At 73.9% G+C, this 21,789-nt stretch carries 16 protein-coding genes; 12 read left to right on the top strand and 4 right to left on the bottom strand.

The window, feature by feature from the left end:
• Window positions 1–34 precede the first annotated feature (34 nt).
• The 6 genes from yajC (at window position 35) to FE251_RS08270 (ending at window position 7,082) form a co-directional block, all read left to right on the top strand.
• Window positions 35–478, top strand: coding sequence for a preprotein translocase subunit YajC (gene yajC / locus FE251_RS08295; protein ID WP_139948462.1), 444 nt, complete (start codon window positions 35–37; stop codon window positions 476–478).
• Between the two features lie 27 nt (window positions 479–505).
• On the top strand, window positions 506–2,443 hold the full coding sequence (gene secD / locus FE251_RS08290) for a protein translocase subunit SecD (RefSeq protein WP_139948461.1): 1,938 nt from the start codon (window positions 506–508) through the stop codon (window positions 2,441–2,443).
• A complete protein-coding gene (gene secF / locus FE251_RS08285) occupies window positions 2,443–3,519 on the top strand; it encodes a protein translocase subunit SecF (protein WP_330998286.1) in 1,077 nt (358 codons plus the stop codon). The genes secD and secF overlap by 1 nt, the downstream gene beginning before the upstream one ends.
• A gap of 26 nt (window positions 3,520–3,545) precedes the next feature.
• Window positions 3,546–4,052 (top strand): adenine phosphoribosyltransferase, encoded by a 507-nt coding sequence (locus tag FE251_RS08280; protein ID WP_139071658.1) that lies wholly within the window; start codon window positions 3,546–3,548, stop codon window positions 4,050–4,052.
• Between the two features lie 57 nt (window positions 4,053–4,109).
• A complete protein-coding gene (locus FE251_RS08275) occupies window positions 4,110–6,428 on the top strand; it encodes a RelA/SpoT family protein (RefSeq protein ID WP_139071641.1) in 2,319 nt (772 codons plus the stop codon).
• An 87-nt stretch (window positions 6,429–6,515) separates the two neighbouring features.
• Window positions 6,516–7,082: a hypothetical protein gene (locus FE251_RS08270; RefSeq protein WP_139948460.1), complete on the top strand. Its 567-nt coding sequence runs from the start codon at window positions 6,516–6,518 to the stop codon at window positions 7,080–7,082.
• Between the two features lie 38 nt (window positions 7,083–7,120).
• Here FE251_RS08270 and FE251_RS08265 read toward each other — a convergent pair whose 3' ends face one another.
• Together FE251_RS08265 and FE251_RS08260 are read right to left on the bottom strand one after the other, a co-directional pair.
• Window positions 7,121–9,049, bottom strand: coding sequence for a DUF349 domain-containing protein (locus tag FE251_RS08265; protein ID WP_230976368.1), 1,929 nt, complete (start codon window positions 9,047–9,049; stop codon window positions 7,121–7,123).
• A 73-nt stretch (window positions 9,050–9,122) separates the two neighbouring features.
• Window positions 9,123–9,908, bottom strand: a complete 786-nt coding sequence (locus FE251_RS08260) for a peptidylprolyl isomerase (RefSeq protein WP_168202687.1) — start codon at window positions 9,906–9,908, stop codon at window positions 9,123–9,125.
• A gap of 149 nt (window positions 9,909–10,057) precedes the next feature.
• On the opposite strand from FE251_RS08260, the gene FE251_RS16005 reads away from it, so the two are divergent.
• The 4 genes from FE251_RS16005 to FE251_RS08240 are packed head-to-tail and all read left to right on the top strand — an operon-like array spanning window position 10,058 to window position 15,452.
• Window positions 10,058–10,768 (top strand): MBL fold metallo-hydrolase, encoded by a 711-nt coding sequence (locus FE251_RS16005; protein WP_139948458.1) that lies wholly within the window; start codon window positions 10,058–10,060, stop codon window positions 10,766–10,768.
• Window positions 10,769–10,795: 27 nt separating this feature from the next.
• A complete protein-coding gene (gene hisS / locus FE251_RS08250; RefSeq protein ID WP_139948457.1) occupies window positions 10,796–12,118 on the top strand; it encodes a histidine--tRNA ligase in 1,323 nt (440 codons plus the stop codon).
• 2 nt (window positions 12,119–12,120) lie between these two features.
• Window positions 12,121–13,872, top strand: coding sequence for a dynamin family protein (locus tag FE251_RS08245; RefSeq protein WP_139948456.1), 1,752 nt, complete (start codon window positions 12,121–12,123; stop codon window positions 13,870–13,872).
• Window positions 13,869–15,452 (top strand): GTPase, encoded by a 1,584-nt coding sequence (locus FE251_RS08240; RefSeq protein ID WP_139948455.1) that lies wholly within the window; start codon window positions 13,869–13,871, stop codon window positions 15,450–15,452. The genes FE251_RS08245 and FE251_RS08240 overlap by 4 nt, the downstream gene beginning before the upstream one ends.
• 289 nt (window positions 15,453–15,741) lie before the next feature.
• On the opposite strand, the gene FE251_RS08235 is transcribed toward FE251_RS08240, so the two are convergent.
• The gene (locus FE251_RS08235; protein WP_139948454.1) at window positions 15,742–17,514 is read right to left on the bottom strand and encodes a DEAD/DEAH box helicase; all 1,773 of its coding nucleotides are present in this window, start codon (window positions 17,512–17,514) and stop codon (window positions 15,742–15,744) included.
• A 215-nt stretch (window positions 17,515–17,729) separates the two neighbouring features.
• Window positions 17,730–19,115: an MFS transporter gene (locus FE251_RS08230; protein WP_168202686.1), complete on the bottom strand. Its 1,386-nt coding sequence runs from the start codon at window positions 19,113–19,115 to the stop codon at window positions 17,730–17,732.
• A gap of 145 nt (window positions 19,116–19,260) precedes the next feature.
• On the opposite strand from FE251_RS08230, the gene aspS reads away from it, so the two are divergent.
• Both aspS and FE251_RS08220 read left to right on the top strand, forming a co-directional pair.
• Window positions 19,261–21,051, top strand: a complete 1,791-nt coding sequence (gene aspS / locus FE251_RS08225; protein WP_139072941.1) for an aspartate--tRNA ligase — start codon at window positions 19,261–19,263, stop codon at window positions 21,049–21,051.
• A 1-nt stretch (window position 21,052) separates the two neighbouring features.
• Window positions 21,053–21,772 carry a GNAT family N-acetyltransferase gene (locus FE251_RS08220; RefSeq protein ID WP_139072940.1) on the top strand — a complete coding sequence of 240 codons (720 nt, stop codon included), beginning with the start codon at window positions 21,053–21,055 and terminating at the stop codon, window positions 21,770–21,772.
• The last annotated feature ends 17 nt before the right edge of the window (window positions 21,773–21,789 follow it).

Below are 21,789 nucleotides of genomic sequence, written 5' to 3'. Positions count from 1 at the left end.
CTCCGCGCCTCGTCGCCACCTAGGGAGTAGTGCCGTGGAATTCCTCATCCTGATCGCCGTCTTCGGACTCATGATGTGGATGATGTCCCGGGGGGCGAAGAAGCAGCGTCAGGCCGCCATCGACCTCCGCAACAGCCTCGAGGTCGGCCAGCAGGTCATGACCGCGTCCGGCTTCTACGGGACCATCGTCGACATCGACGGCGACGTCATCACCATCGAGTCCACGCCGGGCGTCGAGACCATGTGGAAGCGCGAGGCGATCGCCTCCGTGACCGAGCCGCCGTTCGCCGTCGAGGACGAGGAGGAGCTCGTCGAGGAGGACGAGGTCGCCACCGTGTCCGTGCCCGACGACGCGTCCTCGCTCACCTCCGCCCCCGGCGTGGTCGGCGAGACCGAGCGTCCCGCCGCAGAGACCGACCTCGCGACCGACGAGCCGGCCGACCGTACGGGCGACGAGCCCGACGAGCGCCGCGCCTGAGCGCGCGGTAGAGAAGAGAAGACCGCGTTGGCGACCACCGCCCCACGCCCTCTGCGCAGGATCGTCTTCCTGTTCGTCATCATCGCGGTCCTCTTCGGATCCGTCGCGATCGGACAGCAGGTCAGCGACGACTCCGAGGGTGAGCTCGGCCCGTCCTTCGTCCCAGGGCTCGCACTCGACCTCGAGGGCGGCGTCCAGCTCATCCTCACCCCGCGCCTCGACCCCGAGGCCGAGGGTGGCGACGGCGAGATCACCGACGAGGACATCGACCAGGCGATCGAGATCATCCGCCAGCGCGTCGACGCCTCCGGTGTCGCCGAGGCCGAGATCACCCGCCAGGGCTCGAACAACATCGTCGTCGGCCTCCCGGGCAACCCCGACGAGGCGACCCTCGACCTCGTGCGCCAGTCCGCACAGCTGCGCTTCCGGCCCGTGCTCGCGGTCACCGACCCGACGCCGATCGACCCGAACCAGGAGGGCCTGCCCACCGCGCCGGAGTCCGACGCGCAGGCCGCCGCCCCCGAGGGGGAGGTCGCCACGCAGGCCCCGGCCGACGGCGCCACCGAGGAGCCCTCCGCCGAGGCCCCCGCAGCGGACGCGAACGAGTCCGCCGCCGACCGTGACGCCATCGAGCAGGCCGCGTTCGCCGTCGCCGACGAGAACGCCGACGGCCAGCTGTCCGACACGCCCGCGACCCAGCCGGCGACGAACAGCGACCCGAGCTGGATCACCGAGCAGCTCGTCTACGACATGTACACCCTGGACTGCACCGACCCGGCGAACCTCGTCGGCGGCGTCGAGGACGACGGCGCCGCCCCGCTCGTGGCCTGCTCCCAGGACGGCATGGCCAAGTACATCCTCGGCCCGGTCGACGTCGAGGGCACGCAGGTCGAGTCCGCGACCTCCGGGCTCGAGGTCACCCAGGCCGGCACGACGACCAACAACTGGGTCGTCAACATCGAGTTCAACCGCGAGGGCACCGAGCTCTTCGCCGAGGTCTCCGAGCGCCTCTTCGCCCAGCAGCCGCCGCTCAACCAGTTCGGCATCGTGCTCGACGGACTCGTCATCTCCGCCCCGCAGATGAACTCCCCGATCCTCGACGGGAACGCGCAGATCTCCGGCAACTTCACCCGCGAGAGTGCGAACACCCTGGCGAACCAGCTGAACTTCGGCTCCCTGCCGCTGAACTTCGAGGTGCAGAGCGAGGAGCAGATCTCCGCGACGCTCGGCTCGGAGCACCTGCGCAACGGCCTCATCGCCGGCGTCGCCGGTCTCGTCCTCGTCGCGCTGTACCTGCTGTGGCAGTACCGGGGCCTGGCGCTCGTCGCCGTCGGCAGCCTCCTCATCGCCGCGGTCGCCACCTACGGCGCGATCATCGTCCTGTCGTGGCTGCAGGGCTACCGGCTCTCCCTCGCGGGCGTCGCCGGACTCATCGTCGCCGTCGGCATCACCGCCGACTCCTTCATCCTCTACTTCGAGCGCATCCGTGACGAGATCCGTGAGGGGAGGACGCTCGCCGGCGCCGTCGAGCACGGCTGGAACCGCGCCAAGCGCACGATCGTCATCTCCGACCTCGTCACGCTGCTCGCGGCCGTCATCCTCTACTTCCTCGCGGTCGGCGGGGTGCGCGGGTTCGCCTTCACCCTCGGCCTCACGACGGTCATCGACCTCGTCGTCGTCTTCCTCTTCACCCACCCGACGATGCAGCTGCTCATCCGCACCCGCTTCTTCGGGGAGGGCCACCGCTTCTCGGGTCTGGACCCCGAGAGCGTGGGCGTGTCACGCGCCTCCTACCGCGGCCGTGGCCGCGTCGAGCCCGCTCCCCGGCCGCGGCAGACCGCCGGTGCCGACCGCCCTGCCAAGCAGAACGGTGAGCGCCTGACCATCGCCCAGCGACGTGCCGCCGAGCGGCGTGCCGCGCAGGAGTCGGCCACCACCACCATGACCGAGGAGGACGGCCGATGATGAGCCTGGCCCAGCTGGGCAACCAGCTCCACACCGGCGAGCGGTCCATCCCGTTCGTCCAGCGCGGCCGCACCTGGCTCACCGCCGCGCTCATCCTCGTCCTGCTGTCCGTCGGCCTCGTGGTCTTCAAGGGCATCAACGCGGGCATCGAGTTCCGCGGCGGCTCGCAGTTCACCATCACCGGCACCCAGTCGCTCGAGCAGCAGCCCGCGCTCGACGTCGTCGGTGAGCTCGGTCAGGTGGCCCGCGTGTCGACCGTCGGGTCCTCCGCGATCCGGGTGCAGACCCAGGAGCTGACGACCGAGCAGACCGACACCGTCCGCCAGGGGCTGGCCGAGGCCTACGACGTGCCCGAGGCGGACGTCACGTCCACGTTCATCGGCCCCTCGTGGGGCCAGGACATCACCCGCCAGGCGATCCAGGGCCTCCTGGTGTTCATCGTCATCGTCGCCATCGTGCTGTCGGTGTACTTCCGCAGCTGGCAGATGGCCACGGCGGCGCTCGTCGCGCTGTTCCACGACATCATCCTCACCGTGGGCGTCTACTCGCTCATCGGCTGGGAGGTCACGCCCGCGACGGTCATCGGTCTCCTCACGATCCTCGGCTACTCGCTCTACGACACCGTCGTCGTCTTCGACAAGGTCCGCGAGAACACCGAGCACCTCACCGAGCAGCACGAGCGCACCTACGCCGAGCTGTCGAACCTCGCGGTGAACCAGACGCTCGTCCGTTCGATCAACACCTCCCTCACCTCGTTGCTGCCCGTCGGCTCGATCCTCTTCGTCGGCGCGCTGCTGCTCGGGGCGGGGACCCTGCGGGACATCGCGCTCGCCCTGTTCGTCGGCATGCTCGTCTCCACCATCTCCTCGGTGTTCGTGGCCACCCCGCTCCAGGTGCTGCTGCACCAGCGCGACGCGACGGTGCGCCAGCACACCGCGGAGGTGCTCGAGCGCCGCCGCAAGGTGACCGGCAGCGAGGAGATCCCCGCCGCCGTCGTCGCCGTCGAGGAGGACAATGTCGCCGGCCACCACCGTGGTCAGGCGGCTCAGCCCAAGCGCCGGAAGGGGCGTAAGTGACCGAGTTCCCCGCCGAGCTCACCCAGATGCTCGACTCCCATGTGCACGTCGTCCCCAACTTCCCTGAGCCGGGTGTGCTCTTCCGGGACATCACCCCGCTCCTCGCCGACGGGCCGGCCTTCGCCGCCCTCGTCGACGCCCTCGCCGAGCGGTACCGGGGCAAGATCGACGCCGTCGCGGGCCTGGAGTCGCGCGGGTTCATCCTCGCCGCCCCGCTGGCCCACGCGCTGGGCGTCGGCATGGTGACGATCCGCAAGGCCGGTCGTCTGCCCGGCGACGTCATCGGCGTGGACTACACGCTGGAGTACGGTACGGCGCGCCTCGAGCTGCGTCCGGAGACCGTGACGGCGGGTCACCGCGTCCTCATCATCGACGACGTCCTCGCCACCGGCGGCACCGCGCGTGCCGCGATCGAGCTCATCGAGTCCGCCGGTGCGGAGGTCGCGGCCCTCACCATGCTCCTCGAGCTCGAGGAGCTCGGGGGACGCTCGAGGCTCACCGACTACCCGCTCGACAGCATCCTGCGCTACTGACGCGCGGGGCGCCCCGCCGGTACCGCGATCCGCTGCGGGGGCGCCTAGAATGGGCCGATGGCTGAGGACACGGTGAACGGGGCGACGCCGGATGCGCGCGCCCCCCGCGTGCGCTCCCGCTTCGCCATCCTCGGCGCGCGGGGGCACTCGGCGTCGCCGGCGATCGAGCCGGTCCTGCACGCCCTGCGCTCCAACCACCCGCGCGCGGACACCGCGCTCATCGAACGCGCCTTCACCGTCGCGGAGAAGGCGCACCGGGGCCAGCTGCGCAAGAGCGGTGACCCCTACATCACCCACCCGGTCGCGGTGACGACCATCCTCGCCGAGCTCGGCATGACGGTGCCCACCCTGGCCGCGGCCCTGCTCCACGACACCGTCGAGGACACCGACTACTCCCTGGACCAGCTGCGCGCGGACTTCGGGGAGGAGATCGCGCTCCTCGTCGACGGCGTCACCAAGCTCGACAAGGTCACCTACGGCGAGGCGGCCGAGGCCGAGACCGTGCGCAAGATGGTCGTCGCGATGGCCCGTGACATCCGCGTCCTCGTCATCAAGCTCGCCGACCGTCTCCACAACGCCCGGACGTGGAAGTACGTCTCGGCGAAGTCCGCGCAGCGAAAGGCCCGCGAGACGCTGGAGATCTACGCGCCGCTGGCCCACCGGCTGGGTATGAACACCATCAAGTGGGAGCTGGAGGACCTGTCCTTCGCCACCCTCTACCCCAAGGTGTACGACGAGATCGTGCACCTCGTCGCCGAGCGCGCGCCCGCCCGCGACGAGTACCTCTCCACCGTCCGCACGCAGATCGAGGCCGACCTGCGCGCGAGCAAGATCCGCGCGACGGTCACCGGCCGGCCCAAGCACTACTACTCGATCTACCAGAAGATGATCGTGCGTGGTCGCGACTTCGACGACATCTTCGACCTCGTCGGCGTGCGGGTGCTCGTCGACAGCGTCAAGGACTGCTACGGCGTCCTCGGCACGATGCACGCGCGCTGGAACCCCCTGCCCGGGCGGTTCAAGGACTACATCGCGATGCCGAAGTTCAACCTCTACCAGTCGCTGCACACGACGGTCGTGGGGCCGGGCGGCAAGCCGGTGGAGATCCAGATCCGCACCCACGACATGCACCGCCGCGCGGAGTACGGCGTGGCCGCGCACTGGAAGTACAAGGAGATCGCCCGCGGCGGCGACGGTGGCGCCCCGAAGGGCGCCGAGGACATGGGGTGGCTGCGCCAGCTCGTGGACTGGCAGCGGGAGACCGCGGACCCGGGGGAGTTCCTCGACTCGCTCCGCTTCGAGATCTCCGGCTCGCAGACCTACGTGTTCACGCCGAAGGGCGACGTCATCGCCCTCGCTCCCGGGGCGACGCCGGTGGACTTCGCCTACGCGGTCCACACCGAAGTCGGGCACCGCACGGTGGGTGCACGCGTCAACGGGCGCCTCGTCCCGCTCGGCTCGAAGCTCGAGAACGGCGACACGGTGGAGGTCTTCACCTCCAAGTCCGAGACCGCCGGTCCGAGCCGCGACTGGCTGAACTTCGTCACGACGCCGCGCGCGCGGAACAAGATCCGCGCCTGGTTCACCAAGGAGCGGCGCGAGGAGGCGATCGAGGCAGGCAAGAGCAGCATCGCCCGCGCGATGCGCAAGCAGAACCTGCCGATCCAGCGGCTCATGTCGCACGACTCGCTCAACGCGCTGGCCCACGAGCTCAACTACGCCGACGTCTCGGCGCTGTACGCGGCGGTCGGGGAGAGCCAGGTCTCCGCGACGAGCATCGTGCAGAAGCTCGTCCACACTATGGGCGGGGAGTCCGGCGCCGAGGAGGACCTCGCCGAGGCGACGATGCCGGGGGAGACGCGTCCCCGGCTGCGCGCCGGGGACCCGGGCATCGCGGTCAAGGGCATGGACGCGGGCGACCTGTGGGTCAAGCTGGCCCGCTGCTGCACGCCCGTGCCGGGGGACCCCATCGTCGGTTTCGTCACCCGCGGCTCCGGCGTCTCGGTCCACCGCGCCGACTGCGGCAACCTCGAGAGCCTGCGCAACGAGCCCGAGCGCATGGTCGACGTCGAGTGGTCCCGGCAGGGCCAGAGCTCCTTCCTCGTCCAGATCCAGGTCGAGGCGCTGGACCGCGCCGGCCTGCTCTCCGACGTCACGCGGGTGCTCTCGGAGAACCACGTGAACATCCTCTCCGCCCAGGTGCAGACGAGCCGGGACCGGGTGGCCCTGTCGAAGTTCGTCTTCGAGATGGCCGAGCCCTCCCACCTCGGGCACGTGCTGTCCGCGGTGCGGCGGATCGACGGCGTCTTCGACGTCTACCGCATCACCGGCGCCCGCTCTGGTCGCACCGACACGGTGAGCCGCTCGACGCACTGATCTCCACAGGGCGCGGCCGCGGGCGGCAGGTCCACAGGCAACGCCCGGCGTGCAGCGCCACGCTGGCCGGCGGGGCAGGCTCACGGCATGCCGAGCGCACTGTCCTGGCTGGACCCCGCAGCGCCGTCCCCGCTCACCTGGGGGGTGGGTGAGGGCTGGGAGGCCGCGGCGCTGCGGCACGACGGGCTGGTCGGGCCCACCCCGACCGGTGCCGAGGCGGCCGTCGACCTCAGGGCCTCACCGGCGGGGCGGGCCGGGCTGCTGCGCGAGGCGCTCGTGCCCGGCTCCGCGCTGGCGCGCACGACCGCCCTGTGGGTGCACACCGGCCGTCTCCTCGCCCTGCGCACCGAGCTCGTCGTCCCTCCGGAGCGGCGCGTCGAGGGCGGCGGCGTCGTCCACCGTCAGCACCTCGCGCCCGGGGACGTCGCGCTGGTGGCCGGGGTACCGACGACGACTCCCGTACGTACCGCCGTCGACCTGCTGTGCTTCGCCGCGCCGGGCACCGCCGTCCCCGGCGCCCGTGCGCTGCTCGCCCACGGGCTGCCCGCCGAGGCGGTGCGGCGGGCGCTCGTCCAGCCCGCCCGGCGACTGCCCGGCCGCCGGGCGCTGTCCCTCCTCGCGGTGGCGCTGACGCCACCGGGCCGGCACCCGTGATGACGGATGCCGGCCCGGTGGTGGTGGTCGACTGCCGGTCAGCTGCCGGCGGTGCGCAGGATCTGGTCGAGCCAGGTCTTGCGGGTCTCGAGGGACTCGAGCGCGGCCTTCTCCGCAGCGGTGTCACCCGCGGCGCGGGCTGCCGCCAGCTGCGCCTCGAGCGCGTCGATCGCCTCGTAGAGCTGGGCCGCGGCGCCCTGCGCGCGGGCCTGCTTCTCCGGGTCGGACGTCTTCCAGCGCTCCTGGTCCGCATCACGCACCGCCTGCTCGACGGCCCGCATCCGGGCCTCGACGCGCTGGACGTCGGCCCGCGGCACCTTGCCGGCCTCGTCCCACTTGTCCTGGATCGGGCGCAGCGCGGCCTTGGCGGCCTCCGGGTCGGTGACCGGCAGGAGCGCCTCCGCCTCCTCCAGGAGCCGCAGCTTGGCCTCGAGGTTGGCCGAGTACTCGGCGTCGATCTGCGCGTTCTCCGACTCCCGCGCCTCGAAGAAGCGCTGGCGGGCGGCGCGGAAGCGCGCCCACAGGGCGTCGTCCTCCTTGCGGCTCGCGCGCCCGGCCGCCTTCCAGCGGTCCATGAGGTCGCGGTAGGCGGCCGAGGTACGGCCCCAGTCCGTGGAGGTCGAGAGCGCCTCAGCCTCGGCGATGAGCTGCTCCTTGGCCTTCTTCGCCTCGGACTGCGCCGCGTCGAGCTGGGAGAAGTAGTGACCACGGTTGCGGTCGAACGTCGTGCGGGCGCGGGAGAACCGCTTCCACAGGCTGTCCTCGCTCGGGCGGTCAAGACGCGGGCCGTTGCGCTGCGCCTGCTTCCACTCCTCGAGCAGCGTGCGCAGCTCCTCGCCGCTGGACCGCCAGTGGACCTTCGCGGGGTCGGTGGCGGCGATGGCCTCGGCGCGCTCGACGATGGTGGTCCGCTCGGCCAGCGCCTGGGCCTTGGCGGCCTCGCGCTCCGCGTTGATCTCCCGGCGCCGCTCCTTGGCCCGCTCACGCACGGCCTCGAGGCGGGAGCGCAGCCCGTCGAGGTCGCCCACGGCGGCGGGCTCGGCGAGCGCCTCGGTGAGGGTGGCGATCGTCTGGTCGATCTCCTTGATCTGCAGCTGCGGCAGCCGGGTCTCGAACAGTGCCACCTGGGCCTGGAGGTCGAGGAAGCGGCGGACGTAGAAGGCCAGCGCCTCGTCGGTGTCCGCGCCGGTGTACTGGCCCACCGTGCGCTCACCGGCGGCCTCGCGGACCCACACGGTGCCGTCGGGGTCCACCCGGCCCCAGGCGGCCGCGGCGGCTGCCTCCTTGCTGTCGTCGATGACGGGCGCCACGACGGTCACGGCCGGGGCGGGGGTGCCCGGGGTGCGCTTGGGCAGCGCCGACGGCTTGGGCAGCGACGAGGGCTTGGGCACGACGGCCGGACGCGGGGCGGCGTCGACCTCGATCGAGCCGCCCGGCTCCTCGGCGCCTGCCTCGGCCGCCGGCTGCTCCTCGGCGGGAGTCGGGGCGGGCTCCTCGGCGGGCTCCTCGGTGGCCGCCGTGGCGGCCGGCTCCGTGGCCGGTGCCTCCTCGGCGGGCTCCTCGGTGGCCGCAGCGGGCTCCTCGGCGACGTCAGGCTCGGCGACAGCCGGCTCGGCGACGGCGGGCTCGGCGACGGGGGGTTCGGCGACGGGGGGTTCCGCGACAGCGGGCTCGGCGACGGGGGGTTCCGCGACAGCCGGCTCGGCGACGTCGGGCTCGGCGACAGTCGGCTCGGCGACGGGGGGTTCCGCGACAGCCGGCTCGGTGACATCGGGCTCGGCGGGCGGCTCGGCGACGGCCGGCTCCTCCGCGGGTGCCTCGGGAGCGGCCTCGGGCTCGGCGTCGGCCTGCTCGCCGGGAGTGGCCTCGGCGACGGGCTCGGCAGTCTGCTCGGCGGCGTCGGTCGCGTCGGTCGCGCCCTCCGGGCGCTCGACCGCCTCGTCCTGCGTGGCAGCAGGTGCTGGCACCGTCTCCGTCACCGCGACGCTCTCAACCGCCGCTGCTGTAGGCTCGTCCGCCGCCGGGCGCGGGGTCTGCTGCTCACTCAATGGTCACTCCTTCGATGGTGACGGGAAGGGCCGGCTGCTCAGAGCCCTCGACGGTACCCGCCGAGCCGACCTGCTGGAGGATGTCCAGCCCTTCGGTCACACGACCGAAGACGCTGTAACCGCCGGCGCTGTCCGACGGAAGTGGGACGTCGGCGAAGACCATGAAGAACTGGCTCCCCATGGACTCGCCGTTGTTGCCCTGGCGCGCCATCGCGAGCGTGCCCGCCGGGTAGACGTCGTCCGCCGGGGCGTTCTCGATGGGGCCGAAGCTGTAACCGGGACCGCCGGTGCCGGTGGCGGTGGGGTCGCCGCACTGGAGCAGGGAGCTGGGGAGCAGCCGGTGGCAGGCGGTGCCGTCGTAGAACCCGTCACGCGCGAGGCGCAGGAAGTTCGCTGCGGCCTGCGGGGCCCGCTCGCCGTCGATCTCCAGACCGATGTCCCCGGCGCTCGTGCTGAGCGTCACCGACCACACGCGGCCCTCGGCCTCGGCCGGGTCCGGTGCCGAGTCGTACAGCTCGGGGTTGGTCGTCGGCAGGGGCGCCGCCTGGTCGGGGGCCTGCGTCTGCGTGGGCGCGGTCGCCGCGGGCTCGGGGGTCTGCTCCTCGGGCCGGTTGAGCACGACGAGGACGATCGCGGCGACGACGACGGCGAGGCCCACGACGACGGCGGTGACGAGGGTGATGCGCCGACGGCGCTCCGCCTTCTCCCTGCTGCGCTGCTCGAACTTGTCGTGGCGACGCTTCTGGTAGGCGCGTTCCTGGCTGCTGCTGCGGGTCAACGAACCCTCCCGGTGAGGTGCTGGCGGCACCGTGACGAACGAACGCCGTCAAGTCTAGGCGGAAGCGGCGTCCGCCGTGACCGTCCTCACGCAGCGGAACGGGGCGCCCCACCGAGAGGGCATGCAGGAGCGCTCGTTAGGCTGGCCGGATGCTCATCCACGCGCTGCGGGCGCCGGTCTTCGCGACCAACACGCTCGTCCTCGCCGCGCACGACGGCGGGCCCGCCGTCGTCGTCGACCCCGGGGGCGGCTCGGCCCCGCTCGTGCGCGACGTCGTGACCTCCCGTGACCTCGACGTCGTCGCCGTCCTGCTCACCCACGCCCACCCCGACCACGTGTGGGACTGTGCCGCCGTCGCCGGCGACGTCCCGGTCCTCGTCGGCGCGGGAGACGCGGAGCGGCTGGCGGACCCGGCGGCCTACCTCGGCCCGCTCGGGCCTGGGTTCTCCGCGCTCGTCGACGGCCCGTGGCAGCCCGTGGCGGACGTACGGCCGGTGGCCGGCGGGCCGGTCGAGCTCGCTCCCGGCCTCGTCGTCGAGGCGCTGCCCGCACCCGGGCACACCCCCGGCAGCACGCTGTGGCGTCTGGACCGCGTGGACGAGATCACCGGCCCGGCGTTCGCCGAGGCGGGCGTGGGCCGCCATCAGGGCCCTGTCGTGCTCACCGGTGACGTGCTCTTCGCCGGCTCGATCGGGCGCACCGACCTGCCCGGCGGGGACCCCCGTCGGATGGCACAGACGCTGCGCGAGCTGCGCACCGAGCTGCCCCCGGACGCGCTCCTCGTCCCTGGCCACGGCCCCGCGACGACGACCGCCCACGAGCTCGCCACCAACCCCTTCCTCGCCCTCGCACAGGGCTGAGCCGCGCCGAACACTAGGATCGCCCCCATGGCACGACCGACACCCCTGTCCGGGTTCCCCGAGTGGCTCCCCGCCGAGCGCGTCGTCGAGACCCACGTCCTCGACGTCCTGCGCCGCACCTTCGAGCTGCACGGCTTCGCCGGCATCGAGACCCGCGCTGTCGAGCCCGTCGAGGAGCTGCTGCGCAAGGGCGAGACCTCCAAGGAGGTCTACGCGGTGAGCCGCCTGCAGGACGAGGAGGGCTCCCAGGAGCGGCGCCTCGGCCTCCACTTCGACCTCACCGTGCCCCTCGCGCGGTACGTCCTCGAGCACGCCGGCAAGCTCGTCTTCCCGTTCAAGCGCTACCAGATCCAGAAGGTCTGGCGCGGCGAGCGGCCCCAGGAGGGCCGCTTCCGGGAGTTCATCCAGGCCGACGTCGACGTCGTCGGCTCGGAGACGCTGCCGTTCCACTACGAGGTCGACCTCCCGCTCGTCATGGCCGAGGCACTGGCGGCGCTGCCCATCCCGCCGGTGCGCATCGCCGTCAACAACCGCAAGATCGCCGAGGGCTTCTACACGGGCATCGGGCTCACCGACGTCGACGGCGCCCTGCGCGCGATCGACAAGCTCGCCAAGATCGGCCCCGACGCCGTCGCCGAGATTCTGCGCGAGGACGCCGGCGCCACCCCCGAGCAGGCCCGCCTGGCGCTCGAGCTCGCGGCCATCACCGGCGACGACGCGAGCGTCGCGGACCGCGTGCGCGCCCTCGGGGTGAGCAACGACCTCCTCGAGGAGGGCCTGGGCGAGCTCGTCGCGCTCGTCGAGGCGGCGTCCCGGCGGGTGCCGGGCACCGTCGTCGCGGACCTCTCGATCGCCCGCGGCCTGGACTACTACACGGGCTCGGTCTACGAGACGACGCTCGTGGGCCACGAGGACCTCGGCTCCATCTGCTCCGGTGGGCGCTACGACTCCCTCGCCTCCGACGGCGCGCGCACCTACCCCGGCGTCGGCCTGTCGATCGGCGTCTCCCGCCTCGTCGCACGCATCCTCGGCGGCGGGCTCGCGGCGGCGAGCCGCGGGGTGCCCACGGCCGTCCTCGTCGCCGTCACCTCCGAGGAGGATCGCGAGCTCAGCGACGACGTCGCCGCCGCCCTGCGCGCCCGCGGCATCCCGGCCGACGTCGCCCCGACGGCGGCGAAGTTCGGCAAGCAGATCCGCCACGCGGACCGGCTGGGCATCCCCTACGTATGGTTCCCCGGCACGGACGGGCACGAGGTCAAGGACATCCGCTCCGGTGACCAGGTCTCCGCCGACCCCGGCACGTGGGCCCCGCCCGCCGAGGACCTCGCCGTCACGGTGCACCGGACCTGACGATGACCGAGCCTGCGGCCGCCCCGCGCGACGACGTCGTCGCGCCCCTGCGCGCCCTCGAGCAGCAGCTCGCGGGCACCACCCTGCCGCTCGACCTGCCGGGGGCGGACGACGCGCGACGTCGGCTGCGCAGCCTCGTCGACCAGCTCGACGACTACGTCCTGCCGAGGGCGGAGCGGCTCGACGCCCCGCTGCTCGCGGTCGTCGGCGGCTCCACCGGCGCCGGGAAGTCCACCCTGGTGAACTCGCTCGTCGGCCAGGAGGTCTCGCGCGCCTCGGCGATCCGGCCCACCACCCGGCGCCCCGTCCTCGTCCACCACCCCGACGACGCCTCGTGGTTCACCGACGACCGCGTCCTGCCCGGCCTCGCCCGCGTCCACGACGCGGGCCCGGAGGAGCCCCGGGAGGAGGACGCCGAGGTCACCGAGCTCGGACTCGTCGCGGCGCCGTCGGTGCCCCGCGGTCTCGCTCTCCTCGACGCTCCTGACATCGACTCCGTCGTCGCGGCCAACCGGCGGCTCGCCGGCCAGCTCCTCGCCGCGGCCGACCTCTGGGTCTTCGTCACGACGGCCGCCCGCTACGCCGACGCCGTCCCGTGGGAGCTGCTGCGCGCTGCCGCCGCCCGGCGCGTCGTCGTCGCCGTCATCCTCGACCGCGTCCCGCCGGGCACCGCCGGGGAGATCCGCGCCGACCTCTCCGACCGGCTCCAGGCCGAGAACCTCGCCCACGCGCCCCTCTTCGTCGTCTCCGAGCAGCCACCCCGCGCGCCCGGCGTGGCCGCCGAGCTTCCCGAGGCCGACCTCGCGCCCATCAGGTCCTGGCTCACCGGCCTCGTCGCCGACGCCACCACCCGGGCCGGGGTCGCCCGGCAGACCCTCTCCGGCGCGGTCGCCGAGGTCCTCACCGGCACGCAGGACGTCGCCACCGCCGGCGACGCACAGGCCGCCGCCGCGGGTGCCCTCGAGCGCGCCGCCCTCGACCACCACGCCGCCGCGCTCCGCTCGGTCATGGACGCCACCGACGACGGCACGCTGCTGCGCGGGGAGGTGCTCGCCCGGTGGCAGGAGTTCGTCGGCACGGGGGAGTGGCTGCGCGGCGTGGAGGCCGCCGTCGGGCGCCTGCGCGACCGCGTCACAGGCTTCCTCCGCGGCCGCCCGAGCCACGAGGCACGCGTCGAGGAGGCCATCGAGAGCGGGCTCGTCACGCTCGTCGTGTCCGAGGTCGAGCGCGCGGAGCGTGAGACGCGCCGCGCCTGGCAGTCCCTGCCCGGCGGCACGACCGCCCTGGTCGACCTGCCCGAGCGGGACGCCGGTGCCGGGCGCCCGGCCCTCGCCGAGGAGGTCGGCGCGCAGGTGCGTGACTGGCAGCGCGCGCTGCTCGAGCGGGTCCGCGCCGAGGGGGAGGACCGCCGCGTGCGCGCCCGGATGCTGTCCCTCGGCGTCAACGCCTCGGGCGTCTCGCTCATGCTCGTCGTCTTCGCGTTCTCCGGCGGGCTCACCGGGATCGAGATCGGCGTCGCCGGCGGCACCGCCGTCGTCGGCCAGAAGGTGCTGGAGATGGTGTTCGGGGACCAGGCGGTGCGGGAGCTCGCCCGCCACGCCCAGGAGGACCTCGAGGTGCGCGTCGGTGAGCTGCTCGAGCGCCACCGCCGGCCGTGGCTCGACAGCCTCGCCCGCCTCGGGGTGGACCCCGACGCGGGCGAGCGACTGCGCCAGGCCGCGTTGGCCGTTCGGATCGCGGGAGGCAGCCGGTGAGGCGTCGGCAGCGGCAGCCGGAGCTCGAGGAGCGCACCGAGGCCCTCGGGCGCGCCCTCGACCTCGCCGACGGCGTCGTCCCCGCGGAGCGGCTCGACCCGGCCCGCGGGGTGCTCGGCCGCGCGGGTGAGCGGTCCGCCATGGCGCCCGGCGTCACCGTCGCGGCGTTGCTGGGCGCGACCGGATCGGGCAAGTCCAGCCTGTTCAACGCCCTCGTCGGCGAGCCGCTCGCCGAGGTCCACGCCCGGCGCCCCACGACCACCCGCCCGCTCGCCGCCGTCTGGGACGCTCCCGGCGCCGGCGGCCTGCTCGACTGGCTCGAGGTCCCCGAGCGGCGGGTGCGCCCGGCCGACCCCCGGCTCACCGGTCTCGTGCTCCTCGACCTGCCCGACATCGACTCCACCCGCAGCGAGAACCGCCGGGTCGCGGCGCGGCTGGCCGAGCGGGTGGATGCCCTCGTGTGGGTGCTCGACCCGCAGAAGTACGCCGACGCCGTCGTGCACGAGGAGTACCTCCACCCGCTGCGCGAGCACGCCTCGGTGAGCATCGTCGTCCTCAACCAGGCCGACCGGCTCGCCGCCGAGGACCTGCCCGGCGTGCTCGACCATCTGCGCGGCATCCTGCGCCAGGACGGGATGGGCGACGTCGAGATCCTCACGACCTCCGCCCGCACCGGTGAGGGCGTGGCCGCGCTCCGCGAGCGGCTCGCCCGGCTCGTCGAGGAGGGACGCGCGGCTCGCGCGCGCCTCGAGGCCGACGTCCGCACCGCCGCCCGGGAGCTCGCCGCCGACCAGCTGCCGACCGGCGAGGTCGCGGACGAGCCGCGGGAGGTGGGCGCGCTCGTGGCGGCCTGCGCGGCCGCCGCCGGCGCCGGCGAGGTGCGCACCGCCGTCGAGCGGTCCTACCGGCGCCGCGCCGTCCAGCAGACCGGCTGGCCGCCGCTGCGCTGGCTCGCTCGCCTGCGACCCGACCCGCTACGCCGGCTGCACCTCGAGCGGCCCACGGACGGCGCGACGTCGTTGCCCGCCGCGACCCCTGCCCAGGAGGCGGGCGTGCGCACGGGCGTGCACGACCTCGCGTGGACGTCGACCGCCGGGATGGCCGACGCGTGGCGCGCCCGTGTCACCCAGCGGACCGAGGACCGGGTGCCCGGGCTCGTCGACGCGCTCGACGCGACGATCGCCCGCGAGGACCTCGGCGCCCAGCGTCGCCCGCGGTGGTGGCGGGTGTGGTGGCTCCTGGGCCACCTCCTGTTCCTCACCGCGCTCGCCGGCGCGGGGTGGCTCGCCGCGCTGGCCGTGCTCGGCTACCTCCAGCTGCCCGAGCCGACCACGCCGATGGCGGGCCCGCTGCCATGGCCGACCGCGCTGCTCCTCGGGGGGCTGGTCGCCGGGCTGGGACTCGCCGTCGTGGGCCGGGTGCTCGCCCGGGTCGGCGCCAGACGCGCGGGCCGACGGGCCGGCGCGCGACTGCAGAGCGGCATCCGGCAGACCGCCGAGCGTGTCGTCGCCGAGCCGCTCGCCCAGGACCTCACCCGCTACCGCGACTTCACCGCTGCCCTCGAGCTCGCCGCCACCTGACCCGCCGCGTCCCCCTCCCGCGACAGCCGACTTCCGCGCGACAGCCGACTTCCGCGCGACAGCCGACTTCCGCGCGAGAGCCGACTTCCGCGCGACAGCCGACTTCCGCGCGAGAGCGGACTTCCGCACGAGAGCGGACTTCCGCACGACAGCCGACTTTCGCGCGAGAGCCGACTTCCGCACGAGAGCCGACTTCCGCACGAGCAGAGCCCGCCGCCCCCACGGTAGAACGACAGCGGGTGAGCACCTCACGAAGAGGTGCTCACCCGCTGTCGAACGGCTGCTGGGATCAGCGGCGCGGTCCGGAGGGCTTGCGCGGGCCCATGTCCGGACGGATCCGCAGGGGACGCCCGGCGACGCGCGCGGCCCCGATCTTGCGGCTGGTCTCCGGGCTCAGCTCCTGGCTGATCTCCACGAGGGAGAAGCTCGGGAAGATGTCGATCTTGCCGAGGTCCTGGCCGCGAAGGCCGCCCTCGCCGGTGATCGCACCGACGATCGCGCCCGGCTGGACGCCGTCGCGGTGGCCGACCTCGACGCGGTACCGGGTGCCGGAACCAGAGGCGTCGCGGTGACGGGGGCGGGTGCCGGCGCGGCCGCGGGGCGCGAGGCGCTCGTGGTCACGCCCCTCCTCGAACTTGGCGCCGACGAACTCGCCGGAGTCGTCGTAGTTCTCCTCGCGACGACGGCGGGGACCCTCGTCGTCGAAACGCTCGACGATGCGGGGCGCGGGACCCTCGTCGCCGACGGCGATCGCGAGGAGGGCGGCGGCCATCTCACGCAGGTCGTGGTCCGAGCCGTCGAGGATCTCGCGGTAGAGGTCCAGGCGCCCGGCGGCGAGCCGCTCGTCGACCTTGGACAGCATCGAGGAGGCGCGGTGGGCCGAGACGTCCGCCGGGGTGGGGATGTCGATCTCGCGCAGACGGCTGCCGGTGGCGCGCTCGATCTGGCTGAGGCGGCCCCGCTCGCGCGGGGTGAGGAACGTCAGGGCGCGGCCGCTGCGGCCGGCGCGGCCGGTACGACCGATGCGGTGCACGTAGGTCTCGGTCTCGCGCGGCACGTCGAAGTTGACGACGAGGCCGATGCGCTCGACGTCGAGCCCGCGGGCGGCGACGTCGGTGGCGACGAGGACGTCGAGGGTGCCGGAGCGGAGACGGTCGATCAGGCGCTCACGGTCGCGCTGGGCGACGTCGCCGGAGATGGCGGCGGCCTGGATGCCGCGGCCGGCGAGCTCGATGGCGACCTCGTCGGCGGCGGACTTGGTCCGCACGAAGATGATGGCGGCATCGGCGTCGCTGATCGCGAGCACGCGGGACAGCGCACCGACCTTGTGCCGGAAGGGCACGACGGCGAAGGTCTGGTCGATGTTGCTCACCGTCGAGGACGCGGGGGTCACGCTGACGCGCACCGGGTCGTTGAGGTGGGTGGCGGCGACCTTCTTGATCGCGGCGGGCATCGTCGCGGAGAACAGCGCGGTGCGGCGGCTGGCCGGCACGCGGGCGGCGATCTGCTCGACGTCCTCGGCGAAGCCCATGCGGAGCATCTCGTCGGCCTCGTCCAGGACGAGGAAGCGGACGCCGGAGAGGTCGAGGCTGCCCTTCTCCATGAGGTCCATGACGCGACCGGGCGTGCCGACGACGACCTGTGCGCCGTCGCGGAGGCCGCGCAGCTGGGGCACGAAGCTCGAGCCGCCGTAGATCGGCAGCACGGTGAGGCCGCGCAGGTGCGAGGCGAACGACGCGATCGCGTCGCTCACCTGCATCGCGAGCTCACGGGTGGGGGCGAGGACGAGCGCCTGGACCTGTCGGACGCGCGGGTCGACGGCGGCGAGCAGCGGCAGGCCGAAGGCCGCCGTCTTGCCGGTGCCGGTCTGGGCGACGCCGACGACGTCGCGGCCCGCGAGCAGCAGCGGGATCGCCTCGATCTGGATGTCGGTGGGGGTGGTGAAGCCCAGGTCGACGACGGCGGAGAGCAGGTCGTCGGGCAGGCCGAGGCCGGCGAAACCGGTCTCCGGGCGTGCGGGGGCAAGGTCGGTGAGAACAGCAGTCAAGACGGAAGAACCCATCGGTAGCGGAGTGGGGCTACGCGGCGCCAGGTGGGCGACGCACCCTCCGCGATGGGCCCCGCCGAGCGCTACTTCCGCATGGGGCCTGGGCGGAACGAACACACTCCAGGAGATCCCCACTCTACGGGTAGTGGGGCCCCGTGTCCGGCGGGGCGGCCGGTGACGTCCCGCACACCGGGCACAAGTCGGCTGTCGCGAGGAGGTCCGCTGTCGCGTCAGAGTCCGCTGTCGCGGCGGGGGGAGGGGGTGGTGGCGCGGGCCCCGGCGAGGACGGCGAGCAGGGCGACGGCGGTCGCGAGCAGGAGGCCGGCGAGGTAGGCCAGGGTCCCGCCGGTGTCGATGAGCGCGAGGACGAGCGCGCCGGAGGCGGCGAGGCCGAGGGCAGCGCCGAGGGAGTCGGACACCTGGAGCGCGGCGCTGACCTCGCCGTGCTGCGCCGCGGGCGTGCGGGTGAGCGCGAGGACGGTGAGCGCCGGGTAGACCATGCCGATCCCGATCCCCGCGACCGCCGCACCGGGCACGGTCAGCCATGGGCTCGCGCCGGGCAGCGCGGCACCGGCGGTGATCAGCGTTCCGGCGGCGAGGAGGAGCGGCCCGAGCCAGGTGAGGACCCGGCGCCCGCGCTCGGAGCCCACGCGGCCCTGGACGAAGGCGCCGCCCGCCCACGTCACCGAGGCGGCGGCGAGGACGAACCCGGCCTCGGCCACCGACCAGCCGCGCTCCCGTACGAGCAGGAGCGGCACGAACGTCTGCGTCGTCATGAACGCGGCGTTGAGCAGCGCCCGGCAGGCGACGGCGGCCGGGACACCGGCCTCCAGCCGTACCGTCCCGGGCGGCAGCAGCCGGGGCAGGCAGACCGCGAGGACGACGACGGCGCCGACCACCGCAGGGATGGTCCACGAGGCCTGCGCACTGCCCGCCACCTGGAGGAGCGCGACGGCGGCACCCGCACCGGTCGCGGAGAGGGCGAGGGAACGCACCGGCCCGCCGGGTGCCGCGGACCTGCCGGGCACGTGCCGCAGGAGGGGCAGGAACGCGAGGGACACGAGCACCATGAGCGCGGCGGCACCGAGGAAGACCCAGCGCCAGGAGGCATGCTCGACGACGAGTCCGGTGACCGCCGGGCCGCCGAGCGCGGGCAGCACCCACGCGGCGGAGAACCAGGCGAAGAAGGACGGCTGTCGTGCCGCCGGCACGATCGCTCCGACGAGGACGTACAGCGGCACGATGAGCAGCCCGCCGCCCAGTCCCTGGACGGCGCGCCCGAGGGCGAGGACCTCCATCGTCGGGGCGGTTCCCGCGAGCACGAGCCCGAGCGGGAAGACGGCGAGCCCGAGGAGCAGCACCGGACGAGGCCCGCGGGCGTCCGCCCAGGCGCCTGCCACCGCCGTCGCGACGAGCTGGGCGGCGAGCGGGGCGCCGGCGGCCACGGGGTAGAGGCGCAGCCCGTCGAGCTCGGCGCTCACCTCGGGCAGGGCCGCGCTGGCGGCGAGGGCCTCGAAGGCGACGAGGGTGATGAGCGCCACGGAGGCGACGAGGAGGAGCCGGACGAGGTCCGGTGGGGCCGTCGTGCGGCGCTGCGCTGCGGACGGACCGGTCATACCCGGATCATCGCTCCTCCGGGGCGGCCGGGTCGACATCTGCCGCGCCCGGATGTGCCGACCTCCTCCGGACACGGTCGGGCGGCCTAGGATTGCCCTGCGCCCGCCCGTCTAGCGGTGCGCCCGACCAATGGAAAGGTTCCCCGTGCTCCGCACCCGCGACGCAGGCTCGCTGCGCTCCACCGACATCTCCAGCACCGTCACCCTCGCCGGATGGGTCGATCGCCGCCGCGACCACGGCGGCGTGGCCTTCATCGACCTGCGTGACGCGTCGGGCATCGCCCAGGTCGTCATCCGTGACGAGGCCGTCGCCCACGAGCTGCGCTCGGAGTACGTCATCCAGGTGACCGGCGAGGTCGCCCAGCGGCCCGAGGGCAACGCGAACCCCAACCTCGCCACCGGTGAGGTCGAGGTCATCGCCAGCGACGTCGTCGTCCTCAACTCCGCGGCGCCACTGCCCTTCCAGGTCTCCGAGCACGCCGAGGACTCCGGCCAGGTGGGGGAGGAGGCGCGGCTGCGCTACCGCTATCTCGACCTGCGCCGCAAGGAGCCCGCGCACGCGCTGCGGCTGCGCGCCAAGGCCAACCAGGCCGCGCGCCGCGTGCTCGACGCGCAGAGCTTCGTCGAGATCGAGACGCCCACGCTCACCCGCTCCACCCCCGAGGGCGCCCGCGACTTCCTCGTGCCCGCGCGCCTGTCGCCCGGCGCCTGGTACGCGCTGCCGCAGTCCCCGCAGCTGTTCAAGCAGCTGCTCATGGTCGCCGGGATGGAGCGGTACTACCAGATCGCCCGCTGCTACCGCGACGAGGACTTCCGCGCCGACCGGCAGCCGGAGTTCACCCAGCTGGACGTCGAGATGAGCTTCGTGGACCAGGAGGACGTCCTCGCCGTCGCCGAGCAGGTGCTCGTCGAGCTGTGGCGCCTCATCGGCCACGAGATCACCACCCCGATCCCGCGGATGACCTTCGCCGACGCGATGGCCCGCTACGGCACCGACAAGCCGGACCTGCGCTTCGGGCTCGAGCTCACCGAGCTCACCGAGTACTTCGCCGCGACCCCGTTCCGCGTGTTCCAGGCTCCCTACGTCGGCGCCGTCGTCATGCCCGGTGGCGCGAGCCAGCCCCGCCGCCAGTTCGACGCGTGGCAGGAGTGGGCCAAGCAGCGTGGCGCCAAGGGCCTGGCCTACGTCACGGTCGCGGAGGACGGCACGCTCGGCGGGCCGGTCGCCAAGAACATCACCGAGGAGGAGCGCGCGGGCCTCGCGGCCGCGACCGGCGCCCAGCCCGGCGACGCGATCTTCTTTGCCGCCGGCAAGCAGTCCGAGGCACGCGCCCTGCTCGGCGCCGCCCGCCTCGAGATCGGTCGCCGCACCGGCCTCATCGACGAGGACGAGTGGTCCTTCGTCTGGGTCGTCGACGCGCCGCTGTTCAAGCCCACGGGCGAGGACGACGACGTCGCGGTCGGCTCCGGCTCCTGGACCGCCGTCCACCACGCGTTCACCTCCCCGACCCCGGAGTGGATCGACCGCTTCGAGGAGGACCCGGGCAACGCCCTGGCCTACGCCTACGACATCGTGTGCAACGGCAACGAGATCGGTGGCGGCTCGATCCGTATCCACCGCCGCGACGTCCAGGAGCGGGTCTTCGCCGTCATGGGCATCGGTGAGGAGGAGGCCCGGGAGAAGTTCGGCTTCCTGCTCGACGCCTTCGCCTACGGTGCGCCCCCGCACGGCGGCATCGCCTTCGGGTGGGACCGGATCGTCGCGCTGCTCACCCGCGCGGAGTCCATCCGTGAGGTCATCGCCTTCCCGAAGTCGGGCGGCGGCTACGACCCGCTGACCCAGGCGCCCGCGCCGATCACGCCCGAGCAGCGGCGTGAGGCCGGGGTCGACGCCAAGCCCAAGGCGAAGTCCGGCGACGCGCCGGCGGCTCCCTGAGGTGGAGCGACCGTTCTTCCTGCGCGCCAACGCGGACCGCTGGCACGAGGAGCAGGCCTGGGACGCCGAGGGCGCCCACCTGCTCCTCGTGCGGCCGCTGCGTGGGGGCGGGGCCCGGCGCCAGCTCGTCGGGGCGGGCGCGCCCGAGCCGCTCGCCCGCGCCGTCGCGCAGGCGGCGTCCGACGGCGTCGGCCCGGTGGACTTCGGACTGCTCACCCGCGGGACGTGGCGGCTGGTCGACCCTGACGCGGGCGCGGCCCTCGGCCTCGACGTCGGTCCCGGCTGGGACTGGATGTGGACCCGCACCGTGCCGCCGGTGCAGGCGGGGGAGGAGCGGGTCGGCCCGGTGACCGGGCCGGACGCCGCCGAGGAGGTCCGGGCGTGCCTGTCGCGGGCCAACCCGGACACGAGCGCGGACCCCGCAGACCCCGACCTCGTGTGGTGGGGCTACCGGGACGACGACGGCGTCCTGCGCGGCGTCGTCGCGGTCAACGCACCGGCCGGGTCGCCCGTGCACCTGTCCGGCCTCGGCACCGACGTCTCGTGGCGCCGCCGCGGCGTGGGCAGCGCGATGATGGCCGCGGTCACCCGGTGGGCGCTGGCCGACCACCCGCTCGTCCACTACGGCATCTGGGCCGACAACGACGCCGCCCGGCGCATCTACACGCGCCTGGGCTACGCCGTCGGGCAGGAGATCGAGAACGTCGTCCCGACGGGCTGAGCGACGCAGACCAGAAG

Source organism: Georgenia wutianyii (assembly GCF_006349365.1).
GTDB lineage: Bacteria > Actinomycetota > Actinomycetes > Actinomycetales > Actinomycetaceae > Oceanitalea > Oceanitalea wutianyii.
Note: the sequence above shows the minus strand (reverse complement) of the source record. Positions and strands in the feature narration are given on the sequence as shown.